Source organism: Streptomyces sp. NPDC051976 (assembly GCF_040680795.1).
Lineage (GTDB): Bacteria > Actinomycetota > Actinomycetes > Streptomycetales > Streptomycetaceae > Actinacidiphila.
On sequence record NZ_JBFAXL010000086.1, the window covers coordinates 1 to 17,581 of the forward strand.

15 protein-coding genes are annotated in these 17,581 nt (G+C 70.1%); 5 read left to right on the forward strand and 10 right to left on the reverse strand.

Annotation, left to right across the window (positions count from 1 at the left end):
- Window positions 1-103 precede the first annotated feature (103 nt).
- From AB0M29_RS41665 to AB0M29_RS41700, 8 genes are all read right to left on the reverse strand, one after another.
- The gene (locus AB0M29_RS41665) at window positions 104-961 is read right to left on the reverse strand and encodes an ATP-binding protein (protein WP_365392214.1); all 858 of its coding nucleotides are present in this window, start codon (window positions 959-961) and stop codon (window positions 104-106) included.
- Window positions 962-1,052: 91 nt separating this feature from the next.
- Window positions 1,053-2,708 (reverse strand): Mu transposase C-terminal domain-containing protein, encoded by a 1,656-nt coding sequence (locus tag AB0M29_RS41670; RefSeq protein WP_365392216.1) that lies wholly within the window; start codon window positions 2,706-2,708, stop codon window positions 1,053-1,055.
- A 75-nt stretch (window positions 2,709-2,783) separates the two neighbouring features.
- Window positions 2,784-3,422, reverse strand: a complete 639-nt coding sequence (cas6e, locus tag AB0M29_RS41675) for a type I-E CRISPR-associated protein Cas6/Cse3/CasE (RefSeq protein WP_365392218.1) — start codon at window positions 3,420-3,422, stop codon at window positions 2,784-2,786.
- A gap of 6 nt (window positions 3,423-3,428) precedes the next feature.
- Window positions 3,429-4,256, reverse strand: a complete 828-nt coding sequence (gene cas5e / locus AB0M29_RS41680; protein WP_365392220.1) for a type I-E CRISPR-associated protein Cas5/CasD — start codon at window positions 4,254-4,256, stop codon at window positions 3,429-3,431.
- On the reverse strand, window positions 4,253-5,449 hold the full coding sequence (cas7e, locus tag AB0M29_RS41685) for a type I-E CRISPR-associated protein Cas7/Cse4/CasC (protein WP_365392222.1): 1,197 nt from the start codon (window positions 5,447-5,449) through the stop codon (window positions 4,253-4,255). Before cas7e ends, cas5e begins: the two co-directional genes overlap by 4 nt.
- Window positions 5,450-5,455: 6 nt before the next feature.
- On the reverse strand, window positions 5,456-6,037 hold the full coding sequence (gene casB, locus AB0M29_RS41690; RefSeq protein WP_365392224.1) for a type I-E CRISPR-associated protein Cse2/CasB: 582 nt from the start codon (window positions 6,035-6,037) through the stop codon (window positions 5,456-5,458).
- Between the two features lie 78 nt (window positions 6,038-6,115).
- Window positions 6,116-7,798: a type I-E CRISPR-associated protein Cse1/CasA gene (gene casA, locus AB0M29_RS41695; protein ID WP_365392226.1), complete on the reverse strand. Its 1,683-nt coding sequence runs from the start codon at window positions 7,796-7,798 to the stop codon at window positions 6,116-6,118.
- A 418-nt stretch (window positions 7,799-8,216) separates the two neighbouring features.
- Window positions 8,217-11,135 (reverse strand): HD domain-containing protein, encoded by a 2,919-nt coding sequence (locus tag AB0M29_RS41700; protein WP_365392228.1) that lies wholly within the window; start codon window positions 11,133-11,135, stop codon window positions 8,217-8,219.
- Between the two features lie 1,038 nt (window positions 11,136-12,173).
- On the opposite strand from AB0M29_RS41700, the gene AB0M29_RS41705 reads away from it, so the two are divergent.
- The 3 genes from AB0M29_RS41705 to AB0M29_RS41715 are packed head-to-tail and all read left to right on the forward strand — an operon-like array spanning window position 12,174 to window position 14,292.
- Window positions 12,174-12,428 (forward strand): hypothetical protein, encoded by a 255-nt coding sequence (locus tag AB0M29_RS41705; RefSeq protein WP_365392230.1) that lies wholly within the window; start codon window positions 12,174-12,176, stop codon window positions 12,426-12,428.
- Window positions 12,425-12,970, forward strand: a complete 546-nt coding sequence (locus AB0M29_RS41710) for a sigma-70 family RNA polymerase sigma factor (RefSeq protein WP_365392231.1) — start codon at window positions 12,425-12,427, stop codon at window positions 12,968-12,970. The genes AB0M29_RS41705 and AB0M29_RS41710 overlap by 4 nt, the downstream gene beginning before the upstream one ends.
- Window positions 12,967-14,292: a hypothetical protein gene (locus AB0M29_RS41715; RefSeq protein WP_365392233.1), complete on the forward strand. Its 1,326-nt coding sequence runs from the start codon at window positions 12,967-12,969 to the stop codon at window positions 14,290-14,292. The genes AB0M29_RS41710 and AB0M29_RS41715 overlap by 4 nt, the downstream gene beginning before the upstream one ends.
- Window positions 14,293-14,672: 380 nt before the next feature.
- Here AB0M29_RS41715 and AB0M29_RS41720 read toward each other — a convergent pair whose 3' ends face one another.
- Both AB0M29_RS41720 and AB0M29_RS41725 read right to left on the reverse strand, forming a co-directional pair.
- A complete protein-coding gene (locus AB0M29_RS41720; protein WP_365392235.1) occupies window positions 14,673-15,410 on the reverse strand; it encodes a hypothetical protein in 738 nt (245 codons plus the stop codon).
- Complete coding sequence (locus AB0M29_RS41725) at window positions 15,400-15,585, reverse strand: hypothetical protein (RefSeq protein WP_365392237.1); 186 nt, start codon at window positions 15,583-15,585, stop codon at window positions 15,400-15,402. Before AB0M29_RS41725 ends, AB0M29_RS41720 begins: the two co-directional genes overlap by 11 nt.
- Before the next feature lie 440 nt (window positions 15,586-16,025).
- Between AB0M29_RS41725 and AB0M29_RS41730 the strand changes: the two genes are divergently transcribed.
- Together AB0M29_RS41730 and AB0M29_RS41735 are read left to right on the forward strand one after the other, a co-directional pair.
- Window positions 16,026-16,424: a hypothetical protein gene (locus AB0M29_RS41730; protein ID WP_365392239.1), complete on the forward strand. Its 399-nt coding sequence runs from the start codon at window positions 16,026-16,028 to the stop codon at window positions 16,422-16,424.
- A 745-nt stretch (window positions 16,425-17,169) separates the two neighbouring features.
- Window positions 17,170-17,295 (forward strand): hypothetical protein, encoded by a 126-nt coding sequence (locus AB0M29_RS41735; RefSeq protein ID WP_365392241.1) that lies wholly within the window; start codon window positions 17,170-17,172, stop codon window positions 17,293-17,295.
- Window positions 17,296-17,581 lie beyond the last annotated feature (286 nt).

Consider the following 17,581-nt stretch of genomic DNA (forward strand, 5'->3'; position numbering starts at 1 on the left):
CACCGACCGGTTCAGGCACGGACTCGGGCTCGATCGTCATCTCACTCACTTGGCGTCTCCATGATCAACAGATCCGCCGTTTATTAGACACTCCCGGCTGGGGTCACGCCCAGCCGTCGGTGTCGTGGGTGGGGAATCGCGTGGTGGGGTCGAGACGGCGTAGGGCTTTGCGGACCAAGTGCTGGTTGAGCGTCTGCGTGGGGTCGTCTTCGAGGATGCCGCGCAGGACCAGGGTGAGGTTGGCCCAGGTGCGGAAGCAGCCGTGACAGGCGCGGTCGTCGGTCCACAGCAGCAGGTCGTCGGGAGCGTCGCGCCACAGGCGGTGGTAGTGCGGGATGGTGCCGAGGACTTCGGCGGGGGTCAGTGGGCTGAACTGCTGCCACTGGTGGATGCGGTTGTGGAAGGCCTTGCGGTGAAGGATCTTCTGCCGGGTGTTGTCGCTGCCGACCATGATCACGGTCAGGGTCTTGCTGATCTTCTGGTTGCTGTCCCACAGGTCGCGGATGTACTCCAGCGCGGTGTGGCCCAGGTGCTGGACCTCGTCCAGCAGCAGGAGATGGTCGCTGGCGGCGAGGGCGTCCTTGATGATCTGGTCGCACAGGTCGGCGTTGTTGGAGGGGGCGTCGCCAGCCTTGCCCAGGGCGCGCAACAGGGCGGAGCGGATCTGGGCGAGGTTGGGGCCTACGGCGAACTGCAGGGTCAGCGTGATGTAGGGGGCGAGTTTGCGGCATGCGGCATGAGCGGCGAACGTCTTGCCGAGGCCTACTTCGCCGTGGATACAGGCCATGCCGTAGACGGCGAGGGTGTGCTTGATGATGGATTCGGTTTCGCGGACGGCCTCGGTGGCGATCGGGTTGGCGTCCAGGCCGAGGAAGTGGTCGTCGGCGGGGTTCGGGAGTCGGTCGGAGCGCACGGGGACCGTGCTGGCCGCCGCCGGCCCGGTGGTGGTGGGCGTTGTCACGGTGTCTCCTGATGTGAGTGTGCGGCTGGTTAGGGGCTGGGGGCTGCTGCGCCGCGATAGGTGCAGGTGCGCGGCGACGGCAGGCTGGGGGTCAGGTGGACGGCCCGGGAGGGTCGGGCGGCTGGGTGCGGGGGCGGGGCACGATCCAGCCGTCGCTGGGTTCGGGCAGGGACAGGCCGCCCCTGTCCGTGGGCGTGGTGTCGGCTGGGGCGGGTGGGGCGATGCCATGGGCGCGGAGTTCTTCGGCAGCCTGCTGGGTGGTGAGGGCTTCCAGACGGCGGGTCAGGCCGTCGCGAGTGGCGGAGTAGCGGACCTTGCGCTGCCTTTCGACCTTGGTGAGGTCCGCCTTCAGCTCGTTGGCCCTGCGCCTGCGGGTGCTGTCCAGGGCGCGTTGCTGGGCCGGGGTGAGCTCGTCGGTGGAGAATCCAGGGCCCAGGTACTTGCCGGTTTCGGCGTCGTACAGTTCCACGCGGTAGGGGTGGTGGGGCATGTAGCGCAGGTTGACCTTTTCCCCGCCCCGGCCGTGCATCCAGTCGTCGACGTAGGTGCGCGACTTCCAGTGCACGCCGTCGTTGTTGATCGTCAGCGGCCGGGCGCGGCGGGGTTCCAGGGTGAAGGTGTGGATCTCTTCGGGGTGGATGACGATGACGGGGGTGAGGTCGTCGGCCCAGGCCTGCGCGGGTGTCTTGCCGCCGAGGGCAGGGACGGTGTGCTCGGTGTTCCAGCGGCGGACCCAGTCGATGACCAGCAGGCAGAACTCTTCGAAGGTCAGCAGGTCGGGGTCGGGGTCGGCCGGTTTGCCGCCGGCGACCTTCTGGGGGTGGGTGTAGCCGGGCATGTCGGCGAACAACATTTTCTTCACCGCGCCGTTGACGGCTTCCACGGTGGGTTTCAGGTCGCCGCGGCCGGGTGGCAGTTCGATGAGTTCGGGGCCGAGTACGGCCATGGCCTCACGGAGTGTGGTGCACAGGAAGTCTTTGCCGCCGTCGACGCGGACGCGTTCGGGGCGGCCGCCGAAGGGGCCGTGGCGGCTGTCGAGCAGCAGTGAGTCGCGGAGCGCGACGAGGATGCTTTCGCGGCTGGGGGTCTGCGGGGTGATGGCCAGGCCGCAGATGCCGTCGGTGGCGCATTCGACGAACCAGGTGATCCAGGGTTTGCGGATGTGGCCGTCGACGATGACTTTGACCGATGCTTCGACGTGGTCGGTTTCCCAGGCGTAGTTGCGGTAGCGGCGGGGGCGTTTGCCGAACACGTCGTGTCGCAGGCGTGCGGTTTCACCGTGGCGCATGCCGGCTCGCTGTCCGGGGTCGAGTTGGCGGCGCACGGCGCGGTGGAAGGTGGCCCGGGACGGCAGGGCGGGCCGGGTGGGTTCGATGGCGGTTTCGTCGGCCGGCTCCCGCTCTTCGGTAGCGGCTTCGTCAGCCTGCTTCTTCTCTGCGGCGGCGGCTTCGTCGGCCAGTTCCTGGTAGGCGGCTGAGGCGTTGCCGCGCCGGCGGCGGACGACGTCGAGCATGTGCTCGTCGAGTTCGAAGTGCGGGCGGCCTGCGGGGGTGAACGTGCCGCCGTGTTCTTGGGCGTTGGCCAGCCAGCGGCGCACGGTGCGCGGATGCACGCCGTGGGCGGTGGCGACCGCTCGGATGCGAAGAGGGGGGATCGTGGTGTCGCGGGCGTCGTGCAGGAGCAGGCGGACGGCCAGCGCCCGCAGGCTGGCGGGGTCGGGTGGTGGCGTGGGGGTGGGTGGGTTCATGCGGAGTCTTTTCTGCGGTGCCAGCAGCCCCGGGCCGGGCGGGCCCGAGGCTGCTGGCCTGTCGGGGGCGTGTGGTCAGGCGGGCATGAGGGTGAGCAGGCCTGCGCCGTAGGTCTTGCCTTTGCCGATGCCGTCGCGCAGCGCGGCGTGCAGGGCGTCGGAGTCGGTGATGGTGGCGGTGCCGTCGAACTGGGTGAGTTTGAAGAACGGGGCGGGGCGCTTCGGACTGGCGAAGGGCTCGGGGGCGGCGGTGACCGGGCCGGTCAGGCCGAGACCGGCTGCGGCGGCCCGGCGCTGCCACCACCCGATCGCGTCGTGGCCCTCCAGCAGGACGTCGGTGCCCCGGGCGCGGCGTTGGTTGCCGGCTTTCGGTGCGGAGGGCACGCTCGCGGTGGCTGCGGCGGTGATTCTGTACCTGACGTTCAGGCCTGCGGTGAGGGCGGTGAGGAGCGGGGTCAGGTCGCGGGTGGCCAGGGTGCCGTAGCCGGCCGGCAGACCGCCGAGTTTCGGGGACTGGGCGGTCTGCACCAGCAGGAACGGGTCCGGTGCGTGCTCGAGGCGGAACAGCAGGCCGCCGCTCTTTCGCGGGTTGGGCCCGGTGGGCGAGTCCAGCAGCCGCATGAGGGTCTTGTGGAGGTTGACCCGGTCACGTAGGTCGTTGCGGGCGGCGGGGTGGGAGCGGTTGAGGACGATACGGGTCAAGGTCGCGGGCATACGGGGTCATCCTGTGGCAGGGGCAGCGGGGTGGCTGAGGATGTAGTCGGTCAGGGCAGTGGCCGGGCTGCGGCCTGCGTACCGGTCGGCGGGCAGGGGTTCGGTGGTGCGCCACAGCGGCCGCAGCAGATGGGTGCGTGCGCTGCTGGTGAAGTCGACCGGCTCGCTGGGGCTCTCCAGATGCGGCAGGTCACCGAGTTGGGCGGGGCGGCCTGGGGGGTGTTCGTGGAGGAACGTCACCAGCACGAACTCGGCGCCGGGGGCGGGTGGCCGGGCCAGCGTCAGCGGCACGCTGCGCAGCGCCCGGACGGGGTCGGTGATGTCGGCGTGGATGATCAGGGGCTCGTCGGGCAGGCAGGAGCGGCGGCCCAGGTACGGGGAGTACACGGGGCGTTCCAGGGTGGCGGCGATGTGGGCCAGCAGTGCGGGAGGGCCCTGGACGGCGAGGGTGAAGGCGGCGCCGACCAGGTAGTCGCGCCAGGTGACCATCGTGGATTCGTCCTGGGGCCGGTAGTTGCCGGCGGCGGTGCGCAGGCCCTGCTGGTGGGGGCGGCCTCCGCCGGCGGTCTGGAAGTCGCGGTAGACGGTGCCGGGATTGTCGATGCGGATGGTGAAGACGAGGTCGCGGTGGCTGGGGGCGTGGTCCTGGCCGGGGGCTCGCAGGTCGGGGTAGGGATCGAGGGCCTGCTCGCGGGTGCGGCCGCTGGCGGCGGCGAACATGCCGATCAGGGCGGAGCGGGTGGGGTGGGCGGCGGTGTCGCGGTAGGTGAACGCGGCGCTCTCCCCCCACGCTTGCATCACCCCGGCCAGGCGCAGTACCAGGCCGCGGCTCATGCCGCGCTGTCCTGGCCGGAGGGAGCCTGATCCGGCTGCGGTGTGGCGGGTGCAAGCGCGGAGGTGGCGCTTTCCGCTGCGAGGTCGGCGAAGCCGGGGTGGTACGTGCCGAGGTGGTCGATGGCCTTTCCGGCGGCGGTGGCGTGGCCGTGCGCGATGCGGTGGCGGGTGCCGAGCAGACGGTCGATGGTGGCGGCGTACTCGGCCAGGCGCTGGCGTGCGGGCAGGGTGTAGCCCTGGCCGCGGGCGGTCACGGGCTGTTCGAAGGCAGCGCCGAAGGAGACGGGCCGGCGGTCGCGGACCGCGTAGTACACCACGTCGGGGATGGTCTGGGCAGCGGTCGAGGTCTGCTTGCCCTTGGGCATCGACAAGATGAACGTCGACACGAACAACTCGATGAGCTTGGCGGCGGCAGCGCTGTCGCCGTGCAGGCTGGCGGTCAGCGTGGTGATGTTGACGGTGGTGAAGCGGTAGAAGACCCCGGCGGTCAGGAATGCGGTCTCCAGGTGGGCGCTGCCGTGCTCGCCGGGGCGGGGCCAGTCCTCGACGGCGGTGAAGAAGTCCGGCTGCAGTCCGGCCTTGTGGACGGTGAAGGCGGGTGCCATCTGCACGGCGCCTTCCACGTGGCCGGAGGGGATTTCGGCGAGCATCCGCCCGAACAGGTTGATGGTGGCGGTGCGGCGGATCAGTTCGGCGGCAATCTTTGCCTGGGGTAGGACGGCGGGTGCCTTCTTGCCTGTGGTGTTCTGCTCGGCCAGGGCCTGTTCGAGGTCGTCGCGGTGGTCGATGCAGATCTGGAGGAGGCGGGCGCCGGCGTCGTTGGGCAGGAAGAGCATCGCCTGGGTGCGGTGGCCTTCCTTGGGGTTGGTCTTGAGTCCGCCTTCTTTGGCCGACTGCGGGATCTGCGCTGCGGTGAACTGGGCGAGGTCGTCGGGCCAGCCCGCTTCGCGCAGGGCGTCGGCGACGGCCAGTGGCACCATGCGGGTGCGGGCGGCGCTCTCGCCGAGGTCGGTTTCCATGTCCTCGCGGGTGACGCGCTTCCACGCCGCGGAGGACACCATGCCGCGGGTGACGTCACCGAGGCTGATGGTCTTGGGCTGCCCGGACTCCCCGCGGTTGAGATTGGCGGCGGCGACCGGGTGCAGGACATGCAGGTCCAGGTACCGGGAGGCGATCGGGGAAGAAGAGGTCATTAGGGGTCAGTCCTTACCGGTGGGGTTGATGAGAGCGCGGTAGAAGCCGTCGAGCCAGCGGGTGGCGACCTGGTCGGCGTCGAAGGCCCGCAGCGACAGGTCCTCGAGCAGGACCGGCCAGTCGGGGGTGATCTGGGCGCGCAGCAGGCGCGAGGTCAGCGACGGCAGGATGTGCGGGTGCAGGTGGTCGTCGTCGACACTGACGATGGTGTGCAGCAGGTCGTCGGTGCTGGAGTCGTGGAAGCCGGCTTCGCGGACCGCGCGGGCCAGCGTCGCACCCAAGTTGGGACGGCTACGCCACACAAGCGTGGTGTAGGGGCGGTCCGTGTCGGCAGGTGCGGCGGGCAGACCGGGTACCGGCATGGGGACAGCCGGGCCCGCTGCGGGCGGTTGCGGATCACGCGGTGGCGGGAGCGGGGTGGGCCGGTCGCGTTCGGCCTCGAGCGGGTCGGCAAACGCGATCAGGCAGGCCACGGTGTAGTGGACACGGCGGTGGCCGTGGCCGGCGGTGCGCACGGACAGGTAGCGGTGCATGCGCTTGCACTCGTCCACGGGGCGGCCGCGGCCATCGCGCAAGTCCCGCCGCACGCCGGGTTCCTCACAGAGGCCGGCTACCTGTGTGGTGAATTTTTCGCAGTGGCGCCGGTAGTCGATCGTGTTCATGGCTCACCCTTCCTGGTCGGGCTGTCGCCGGGACCGCGCCCGCTGGTGCAGGTCGGCCACGGCTGTGGCAACAGCGCGCGCAGCATGTCGGTAGCGGACGCGGTCCAGGGCTGTGACCTGTCGCAGGGCTGCTTCGGCGGTGGCGGCGAACGCCGCGTGCGGCCAGGCGTCAGGAGCGTCCAGCAGGCGCCAGAACGTCTTCTCGGCCCCCCGCCAGTACTCGGTGCCGGCGGGCGCCGTCCACGGGGAGCGGCCGGCCGTCTTCTTCGCGCTCGCCGGACTGGTGTCCTTCGGCGCTGTACGGCGGACAGGCTTCTTCTTTCCTGTCTCCCGCCCTGCCATCGCGCCCACAGCGCCGGCGGCGGGCCCGTTGATGGTGTCCTTCCATGCCTGTTCGGCGACGTCTTTGAGGTCGGCGGCCATGGCGTGTGCCGCCTTGACGCAAGCGCCGATCCGCTCGGCGCGCTGCGGGTCGTTCTCCTGGGCCCAGGCCAGCAGCGGCGGGGTGATCGCGGTGTACCAGCGGTGGTCGCGGGTTTGGCCGTCCTGGTCGAAGCCGTGCACCCGCACCCGCAGGTGCGTGCGCACCTGTGGCGGCAGGTCGTTGAGGGTGTCGAAGATCTCCGGGCGGCGGAATGAGTGTTCCTCGTCCGGGGCCAGCAGCAGCGCTTCCAGTTCCCGCCACCACGCCCGGTCGGCGTCCGCCCGGCGCGGCATGCGGCGCCTGTCGGCACGGCGGCCGCCGGTGACGGTGTCCATCACCAGGTACGGGTCAGTGGCCGGCAGTGGTTTGACCTGGTCGCCCCAGGTCAGGTACACGTCGGTGACGTGGGTGCCGCCGGGGGCGGGCACGAGTAGCAGGGCGTGCCGGGAGCGGCCGGTCAGCAGCCGTCCCGGCCATGTCACTTCCGGGCGGGCCTCGTGGGGGCCGGGGCGCCAGGCGCTCTCCCACGGGCAGCGGTCGCCGGTCTCTTCGGTGTCCGGGACGGGCGGGGTGGGGTAGCCGGTGAATTTCGGGATCTGTGCCAGGAGGGTCTCGAACAGGGTGCGGCCCAGGGGGTGGAAGGAGACCGTGGCGCGCAGCGGTCCGCTGGAGCCGTGCAGGGAGGCCGGCCGGCCTGGTGCCGCGCGGGGGGTGTAGGTGCCACTGGCCCCGTAGTAGTGGTGGGTCAGCAGGTGGAGCAGGGCCTGTGGCGTGGGCAGCGGCACGGGGTCCAGGTCGTGGTGCGGGTTCAGCCAGGCCAGGTTGCGTCCGGCGGGCCTGCCCCACACCAGTTTGTTGATGCCGCTGGGGTAGGGGCACTGCTCGGCCAGGAGCGGCTCTTGCAGGAACGGCCGGTCGGGGTCGAAGACGTCGAAGCAGTATTCGTCGTTGTCGAAGTAGGCGTTGACGGCGTCCGGGGCGAAGCGGCCGTGGGCGAAGGCCTGGCGGCGATGCTGGTTCCACTGGTCTGCGGTCAGGCCGACGTTGTCCAGGCCGGTGATGCGGGCGATGATGGCGGCACCGAAACGCAGCAGCCCTGAGGCGGCGGGCGCCATGGCGATGGCCAGGTCGTCGTAGGTGTGGGCTTCCAGGAACAGTTCCCGCAGCCCCACGTGGGCGTAGGTGGTGGCGCGCCGCACCGGGATCCAGGGGTCGTCGGCGGCGCTGAAGCGAGCAGCATTGCCCGCAAGGCTGGGTAACACCAGGTGTCTTTCTGTGGTGGTGGGCCAGGCGGCAAAAGGCACGGCCGTGGGAGCCGTGCGCGGAGGAAGCCGCGCATGACGATCCGCAAGGAGTCCAGGCGCGTTGGTGTTCCGCCCGGGGCCATGGTGGTGGCCCGGCCGGCGGAGACGATGTGCACAGGAGAAGGGCGCTGGGTGCCGAACGGCGGGTGTCAGCGGACTTGTGGAGTGACCCCGCGCGCGGCAGTCGCTGTGGACTGCGCGAACGAGAAGCAGATAATCACGCCGTCACCCAGCGTGTCCAATCGGTGACAATCATGTGATTATCGGTCTGCGCTGCGGAGTGGGGCGGCCCTTGACCGGGAGCGGCGCCGACCCGAAAGGCACCGCTGCACCGGGCTCCATTGACGCACCTGGGAGGCGGGGCTGCCGCCGGGGGTCAGGGTGTGCGGTGGTGGACCAGGCCGAGGTCGTCATCCATGCGCAGGCGGTGGATCCCGAACTGCTCACTGTGGTCTGCCACTTCGGCAGGAGCCGGCAGGGGCACCAGATCGGCGAGCAGGGGGTGTTCACTCCAGCTGTCCGGTGTGCGGTGGGGCGGGCCGGGTCGGGCCACCCACGCGGCGGGGACCGGCACGGCGTGGCTGAGGATGTCCCGGATCTGACCGGTGGTCAGGTAGCGCTGGTCGGGCAGCGGCACGGTGCCGGCGCGGTCCAGGGTCAGGCGTCCGGAGGGGCTGCGGTAGCAGGGCAGCAGTCGGCGCGGCAAGGTGCCCAGCCGGGTGGCGGCCTGCGCCGGCGTCAGGTGCTGGCGGTGCAGGTCGGCCAGTGACGAGACATGTACCGCGGGCGGGACAAGGTGGATGGCGCTGGTGTGCTCTTGTGCGGTGATGCGGTCCAGGTGACCGTCCAGCAGCCGCTGCAGTGCTGTGGTGGCCTGGTCGAAGGGCGAGTTGCTGCCGTGGACCTGTTCGACCAGGTCCTGGACGTCGTCGGGGACGGTCAGGACCTGGTCGCCGCCTGAGCGGGCAAGAATGCCGGCGGTGGCGTGCAGCAGTGCTGCCGGCTCGATGGTGCCCCACCCGGGTGGGATCGCAGTGGCGCCGGTGCGACCGCAGGGGTCCAGGACGGTCAGCTGTGGGATGTGGCCGCTGCTCCACCACGGCGGGCGCCGGCCGGCCTGCTGCCACAGGTACGCGAAGCGGCCCAGGCGTCCGGCCAGTTGCAGCAGCCGTGCGATCGTGGCCAGGTCGGCGACCATCAGGTCGAAGTCGATGTCCAGGCTGGTGTCCAGCAGGCTGGTGGTGACCACGACCAGCCGCGAAGGGCGCCGGCCGGAGGGGCCCAGGACGTCGCGCAGGTGGGCGGTGAGGGTTTCGCGGACGAAGGCGGGGATCCGGGCGTGCAGCAAGATCACTTCCTGCGGGTCACCGGGCCACAGGCTGCGCAGGTAGCGGTAGGTGTCCTGGGCGTCGGCCACTGACTGGCAGGCGACGGCCGCGCAGCCGCCGCCGTCCATGACCGGGCCCAGCGCTGCCGACACCGCCGCCAGCCGCTCGCCCGCCTCTATCGTGCGGCCGGTCTCCCCCAGCGGCCGGTGTTCCACCGGTACGCGGGTGATCCGCAGGCGCCGGCGGCGGGCTGCGGCATGCCGCTCGCGGGCTGCACCGGGCATGCAGTGTGCCCGGCCGGTGGCGGCGTCGGCGAACACCCATCCCGGGTAGCCGGGCGTGAGCTGGCCGCTGCGGGCGGCGAGATGCTCCGGCGGGACGCCGGCGCCGGCCAGGTAGGCGTGGACCATCTTCCGGGCGGTGGTCGAGGGCAGCGTCGCGGACAGCAGCACCACGGGAGTGCGCAGTGCGCCCAGCCAGTTCAGCAGCCGCAGCAGTTGCAGCTGGCTGTACGGCTCCATCGCGTGGGCCTCATCGATGATCACGGTCCTGCCGGACAGGGCCAGCAGCCGCAGCGCGTTGGAATTCACCGGCAGCACCGCCATCTGGGCCTGGTCGATGGTGGCCGCGGTGAACTGCGCCAGCAGCGCCGCGTCGTGGCCGCGCAGGAACCCGTCCGGGACACTCGCCGCGGCGGCGGCGTGTCCACGCTCCACACCCCCCTCTGGCGTGCCAGCCGGCGCCTGTGCTGCCGCTCCACCGCCGGCCGGCGCGGTGGGGCCGCTGTGCGGGCGGGGTGGTGCGGGCGGGGCGGCAAGGCGGGCGTCGGTGTAGGCGGCGTTGAGGTAACTGTGGCTGTGTACCAGTGTGACCGGCGCCCTGCCGGGTTCGTGGGCCTGCACATACCGCACCAGCATCTCCCAGGCGCTGTCTGCGGTGGCGGTAGTCGGCATGAACCAAGCCGCCCCAGCCGTGCCGCACTCCTGGCTGAAGATGCGCGAGGCATCCAACCCCGTGATGCTCTTGCCCGATCCGGTCGCGTCGGCCACCACCACGATGCCCGCACCGTGCTCGGCCGCCAGATCGGGCAGCGCACTCATCAGCGAGGCCTGAAGTTCGTTGGGCGCCGGGTGCCCGTGCGCGGTCGCAAACTCCACCGGGTCCAGCTCGATGCGCTCCAGTTCCGCTTCGGCCACCAGGTCGCGGGCACGTGCACGGGCACGCGCGAAGTGCCCGCCCGCGCCGAACGCGGGCATGTGCGCCCCCTCCGTCCACGCCCGGCGCTGCCCGGCCAGACGGCCGGCGAGCATGCCCACCCCGCACACCAGCACCGCCGCCGGCACGGAGAACTCCTTCGGCACCCGGCTCGCACCGGTCAGGTACCGCACCAGCCGCACATACCGCGAGCGCAGGTCTCGCCACGCCGGCCCACCAGCGGTGGCCGCCACCCGGCGCGGTGAAGCGGCGCCGGCCACATCGACCTGCTGGAAACGCCCTATCATCCCGCCGACCACCTGCGCGGCACGCACCGCCGGAGCGTCGTTGCCGCCGCCTGCGAATCCGGCCTCCTCCAGCAGCCCGAGCGCCACGTGCATCGACATCCGGCCGCTGGCCACCGCACCGATCGCGTCTTCGGGGATACGGCCGGTATCGGCAGCAAGGGCATGACTCACCCGCGCCCACGCCACGCGCTCACGCTGCTGGAAAGCAGGCACGAGCTTGCCCAGCTCCCGCAGCCCGGCCAGGAACGCGGTCAGCGATCTGGCCTCCTCGGCGCTCACGCCCAGGCCCACGGCGATCACCTCCCGCTGGGGTGCGGCCAACGACTCGTCCCACAGCACTTCGGCGATTGCCGCCCCGTCCAGCAGCCGGAACAGCAGCGGATACACATCCCGTGACTGCCGGTCGAACTCCGCGTGGACGCTCAGGTCGATGCCACCTATCCGGGCATCCTCAACAGCCCCCACCCGCAACTCCGTTCAACCATCCGGACCAACCCAAAGATCCCACACCACCACATCCGGGCCCGCTCCTCAAACCCGCCTTTGAGGGGGATCAGGAGGCGGGCGACTCCTTGCCAGATGAAGCCAGCAGCAGCGACGCGAAGTGCAGCCGGTCTCCCTCACCAGCAGGGCGGGAATGTTCGAAGGAGGCCGGGGAGGATTCGTGAGGCGGTCCAGCCGCTCGTACAACAGCGCCCGCACCCATCGCGCGCGGTCCGGGACGCACACCGCGGTTCCCTGCGCTAGCTGCGCAGACAGCCGCCGTTCAGTCCCCCGCAGGATGACCTCGGCGAGGACCCGGCGAGCGTCGCCGCGGCAGCGGATGAGCCCCAAGAAGCTCAACCCGGCACGCCTACCAAAGGAATCACCAAGTCCTGCTAACATCCCAGGTCAGGCAGTCTCCACCCTGCACACGCAGGGATGACGCTCTGCCCGGCTGCTGACTGTACGACCTGTCCGGCTCTACCCAGCGCAGGCGGGGCCGAGTTCGACCTGCACTGCGGCTTCGGGCGCGATGAAGGGTGCAGCGGGCACGCGGATCCGCAGGCGGGGATCCTGGCCATCGCCGTTGATGTCAGCCTGCGCCGCCACGCTATCGGCCGGGCGCTGTTGGTGCAGGTGGCCAGGATCTTCGTCCCCCCGTCCATGGCGCGCTGCGCGCTGGCCGGTCGCCAGTGACACAGCCCCTACGACGACTTCTGCCTCAGCGGCAGAGTCATCAGAATCGACGGCCACCTGGTTCCGCTTACCGGAGCCTGGTCTTGCGGCACCTCCCTGGACGCTGGCAGGGCATGAGGCCTGCGCAGGTGGATCGCGGTACCTGCTTCGTCCAGCCTTCCGGGACGGACCTGTCGACCTGGCTTGCGCCGCGGGCCGGTTACCCACAAGCGCGTACACCGCCAGCCTCCCCGAACTGCCCCCGGGGTTGGGTTCACGCGGAGCCCCTGTGACGCCACTACCCCTTGGCCGCGCCGGACGGCTGACGGCGCGAAGGAACGGCTTGTGCATATGCTCATCGACTCAGGAGCGGCTGCCGCAATCGGCGTGGCCGTCCACGGCACAGCGGTAGTCAGCTTGTATCTGCGCCTGCGGTGGCGGGTGCGGCAGGAGCACGCTCACCGGCAGTACCTGGAGTCGCTTGCCTGTTTCCTGCCTGCGGGCAGCACGTTGGAGGAGACCGGTGCGGACGGCAGCACGCTGCGCCTGACCATGGGCCCCGGCAGTCCATCATCTACAGAACAGGAGAGAGAGCAGTGACCGATCAGGAGCCGTTAGGGATCCAGCAGGCCACGCCAGCACTCGCCGTCGCCGATGCCGATGCCGATGCGGATTTCAGCTCCTTCTACCGCTCGTTCATCGCCACGCTGGCGGGGTTTTTGGTGTGGCAAGGTGCCTCGGCCGCGATCGCGGCCGAGCTCGCGCAGGAGACCATGATCGAGGCGTTGCGTGCCTGGCCCAGGATTGAGCACCCTGCCGCCTGGGCTCGGCGTACCGCCTCCCGCAAACTGGTCCGCCACCACAGCAGCATCGTGGAAGACCCTGTCGACCCGGTCCCCGAGACGACGGCCCTGGTCTCCTTCTGGGACGGTCTGGCCGACTGGGAGAACCGGCAGACCCTGCGGGATCTCTTCCAGCACCTACCACCGCGCCAGCGGCAGATGCTGGCCTGGACGGTCGCCGGGTACACACCTGCGCAGATCGCCGAGGAACTCGCCCTGGATTCCTCCGTGGTCCGCGCGAACTTGATGAAAGCACGCCGGGCAGCAGCCCGGTTCCTGACAGCCCAGGAGGAGGCATGATCTACAGCGACGCCTGGCTCGACCGGCGCCTGAAAGATCTCGACCAGCAGGCCGTCACCGCATTGGCCCACGTCCTGGAGATCGAAGCCGGCCTTCAAGAGGTCTTGCTCGATGCCCGCCACCGTCGTGCGATCGCCGAGCTCGCTGACGTCCTGGACATCGAAGCCGGCCTCGCTGCTGCCCTGGCCACCCAGTCGCCCGAGGCCAGGCGAACGCGACGCGCAAAGCTCCCCGCTGCCCCTGGCCCCGCGGCCGCCGCCCGTACCCTCATCGCGGCGATCCCCCCTGAGCAGCGCCTCATCCTTCGCGCGCACCCCGCCAGCAGTGCCGTGATCAACACGGTCAACAGCAGCCACGCGCTCGCCAACGCCCTCGAACACGCCCGCAGTCTCAGCCATGTCCTCAAGGGCGACCGCGACCGCGAGCAAGCTCGCGCTCACGCACGCAACCTCGCTATCGACCATGCGCTCGACGCCGACCGCGCCCTCGTCCGCGCCCTTGACCGGGTCGTGGAACGCGACTTCGGGCGGGGCTCGCATCTCGACAACATCCTCCATCTCAGCCGCGACCGCGACCGCGCTCTGGCCCGCTCGCTCATCCGCGCCCTCGACCACGCTCTCAGCCGCGCCTTCAATCACGCCCTCGACGCGGACCGCGACCTGGAACTCATCCGCCGCCTGACCCGCAATGCGTTCGAGTTCGAGTCCGACCTCGTCTTCCGTCTCGGCAGCATCCGCAGCCGCGTCCTCACGCGCGCCCTTGACCGTGCCCTCGACCAATCCCTCAGCTTTGCAAGGGACTTCGCCCGCGACTTCGCCCGCCACACCGCCCGCGGCACTCCCGGCCACAGCGCCCACGCCCTGGACCGCGCCTTCAAGCGCGCCCACGAAAACACCGAGCTCGACGACAGCCGAGCCATCGACCACGCTCTCGACCGCGTCATCGACTACATGCAAGACCTCAGTGACGCGCACCAGCGCAGCACCGCCAGCCACCCCCACCCCAGCCTGGTTGAGGTATGCGCGCGGATCCTCGACGAGACCCTGGCCGGGCAGTACAACCTGGCAGCCGTCCAAGACGCGCTGGGCGAGGTGCTGGCACAAGGCGCATTCGACGACGTCACCGACGCTGACCTGCGCCACACCGACCTGACCTCCTTCGACCTGACCGGCTTGCGCTGGACCCGGCACAGCACCCGCTGGCCAGACCACATCGATCCGGCACAACTACTCACGCGATCACGCGAAACAGCGCCAGACTCAGGCATCTACACGATCACCCAAGGACCGGTCACCACCTGCAACACTGCCGTCAGAACCTGAGCCCTCAACGACGACCACACCGGCCGCACCGCGCACCTCGCGCCTCGCCGCTGGAGGAGTCATCCCTGCATGTACGGGGGCGGAGGCTGTTCCCGGAAGGGGGCTCCAGCTCAGGAGGTGGGTCACCCCTGCGCGTGCCGAGCGGAGCGGCGTCATCAAGCACCGTGCCAGGTCGACGAGGCGTCTTCGCTGAGCGTGCGGAGCGGACCTTCCTGGCCTGAGATGTCAGAGCACGGCGGCCGCCGCGGCCAATCTCGCCGAGGCCGCACGGCCGTCCTCGCAATGGCCGAGAACATCCCCGAGGTTGTGCCGGGCACCGCCGGGCCCGATGTGCGACGAGGCCGCGGCATGCTGCTGCGTGGCAGACGGGGCCCTGCCGCCTACGGCCAGTACAGCTTGGAGTCCTCTGCTTGCGCGGGAATGCCGACCGCGGGAGGCGTCACTGTGTATCCCAGGTCGCGGAGGACCACTGCCGCCGATTCGGGAGCGTCTCGAACTGCGGTCATCATCTGAACCAGCCGGTACTCACGCTGGTACTCGTCGATCACCTTGTGCCAGTCCGGCTGGACGTCAATGGCGAACTCGCGGTGCAGGAACAAGAACACGTCTTCGAGCGAGGGACGCATCCGGTGGCCGCCGACGGGGATGTGCATCTCCGACAGACGCGGCACCTTGTCCTGCTTCAGGCCGCGCTTCGGTCGGCCGGCGTCAGCGAGGCGGAGCAGGTATGCCATCTCGTCCCGGTGAGCGTGAACTTGGATGTGGGCTCCCGGCGGCTCCTTGCTGCGGCGCAGGTACTCGAACCGGATCAGTGGTTCGGCAACGCCAGCGAAATGCAGGTGGAAGTCTGCGGCGTCGGTGGCCATGAAGGTGCTGTACCCGTCCCAGCAGCAGTAGTAGATCACCCGCAAGCCCAGGCGCAGCTCGCCGTTCACGCTGATGGGGATCGGCCTGATCACCTCGGAGTCGTCTATGGGAGCGACGCGGATGCGCTGTCCGGTGTTGACGGCGTGAAAACGCGGGGAGTCCTCGCCGAGGACTCCCCGCGTCAGGGTGGTGACTTTTGTGGCGAAATCGTCCGCCAGGTCATCGAGCGTGCGCGTTGCGTCAGCGGTCACGTTCGAGAAGGTAGTCGATTCCCTCGATGGTGTGCCAAACGTCGAGTTCGTGGGGGCTGAGACTGTACGTCTCGGCCCGGTCGCGCAACTGTTCGTAGCTCATGTGGACGTCGGCGAGTAGACGCGCACGCTGATCTTCGAGTTCGCTTGGCGTCCTGTGGATCACGGTTGGCATCTCTTGCTCCCCTGTGTCGATGGGCCCTAGTGAAGCAGGTCCTTCTGACAACGCAGTTGCAACCCCCGCTGGATGTCACCTGACCGGGTGGGGTCGGTGACGATGGAGAAACAGGCTCGGCGCTTGTTTCTTACCCGTGAGGCACACCGTCAAATTGCCGCCTGGGGTGTCGAATCCACGTGCCAGCCGCACGCGCCCGCAGCCGCCTCCCTGCGGAAGTCCCCGCCGAATGCGGGCGAAGGCGCACGCCGAGGAACTGCCGCCCGCCGTCGAACCGCGGCCGGGGGTCCTGCGGGGGCGTCACTTCCGTCTCGCCAGAACACGGGTCGGCCAGGGTTTCAGTCAGCGGCAGCCGTTCAGGCAATCGCGGGGCCTCGCACCATCCCCGGCGCTCACAACTACCGGACTCATTCTCGTCAATCGGTGGTATGGTTCCGGTCATGCCCGACCACCGCATCGCCCTGGGGCCAGCCACTTACGCGAAGGTCACCCTGCTGGCACGAGCCTGGGATGTGACTGCCGATCAGGCGGTCAGCCGCCTGATCGACCACTTCCACGCCCCCGACCCGCCCGCCTCCGACGCCGCCTCACCGGCAGGGACCGTCGCCGTCCACGCCTTCTACGACGGACAGCGGATCTCCGGCCGTTACGACCCGACCAACCGCAGCCTCACCGTGGGCCCCGGCCCCGGAGCAGGCCGCTACAAAACGCCCAGCGGGGCGGCAACCGCGGTACTCCAGGCGCTCAGGCCCGAGGTCCACCCCAACCGGAACGGATGGTCCTTCTGGTTCATCGACGACACCGGGGAGGCCCTGCAGGCCATCCGCGGAGCATCCTGAGAATTCCTAGCATTCAGAGAACCGACTCACGGGGTGGAGGTCACCTTGACGCGGCATCCGCGCCGCCCGGTCTGCCGCACAGGCCGACCGCCGGCGACCGACCGCCCCGGGCTGGAAGGACTGGCAGCCGCCGCCCTGCCTGCCCTCGGTCTCGCCGGTGCACCCTGGTGGTTAGCCGCTCCCTACGCAGCCCTCTCCCTCGTTCCCCTCGCCCGACAACTCCGCGCGCTGCTGAGGGAACGAGCCGACCGCCGTTTCGACGCGCAGTACGTGACAGCTGCTACGGCCGTTGCCGACCCCGTCCAGCAAACCCGGCTTCTCCTGGAATACCGCCAGGCAGCCGCTGCGGGCCAAGAGCCCGCGCCACGGATGCCCGCCCAGGGCCTGGGCCAAGGCCCGCAGGTCGACCAGATCCCCCTCCCGGCTCCTCCGTCCGCGCAGTGATCCCGCGCGCGCCACCGGCTCTTGTCCCCACCGGTACGACTCGACCTGCGCGCCGTCGCACCGGGCCGGGCGGCACGGCTCCGGGGCGGCCGCGGCCAACGGGAGCCGCCGCCGCGCACGGGTTCCGCGGGCGCTCACGCCAGGAAAACCGCACACCCCGAGGATTGTCCGCCCCCGCGCAGGAGTCCGCGGCACGGCCGCTCCCCCGACGAGGCGGATTGGGCAGGTAGCGCTTGAACTGGGCGACGACGGTGTCGCGGATGACCGGGGCGACCGTCATCCGGTCCAGCGCCACGATGCGGTGCTCGAGGACGGAGAATGGCTCGTCGGCGATGACCGCCTCGATGACGGCAGCGCCGTGCTGCTCGGTCAGTTGGGCGGCAGCCGGCGCGCTCATCTTGCCGCCCGCAACCAGAACATCGGGTAGCGGCGGGACCGGGATGCCGCGAACGAGGCGGCGGAAATCCTACAACCCATCAGCATCATCACAGCAAAGCCAGTAAAATCAACAACCGCACGCCGAAGACGCAGGTCGCCCACTCTCCGCCCCGCACACGCAGGGATGACACCCGGAGCAGGAAGCGGCCTTCCTCTTCCCCTTCTCTACGCCCCGCACACGCAGGGCTGACACGGTCTTGCCCGAACCAGTCGCAGCGATGACCTGTTCTCGCCCTGCACACGCGGGGATGACACGATCTTTCCCCGGTCGACGA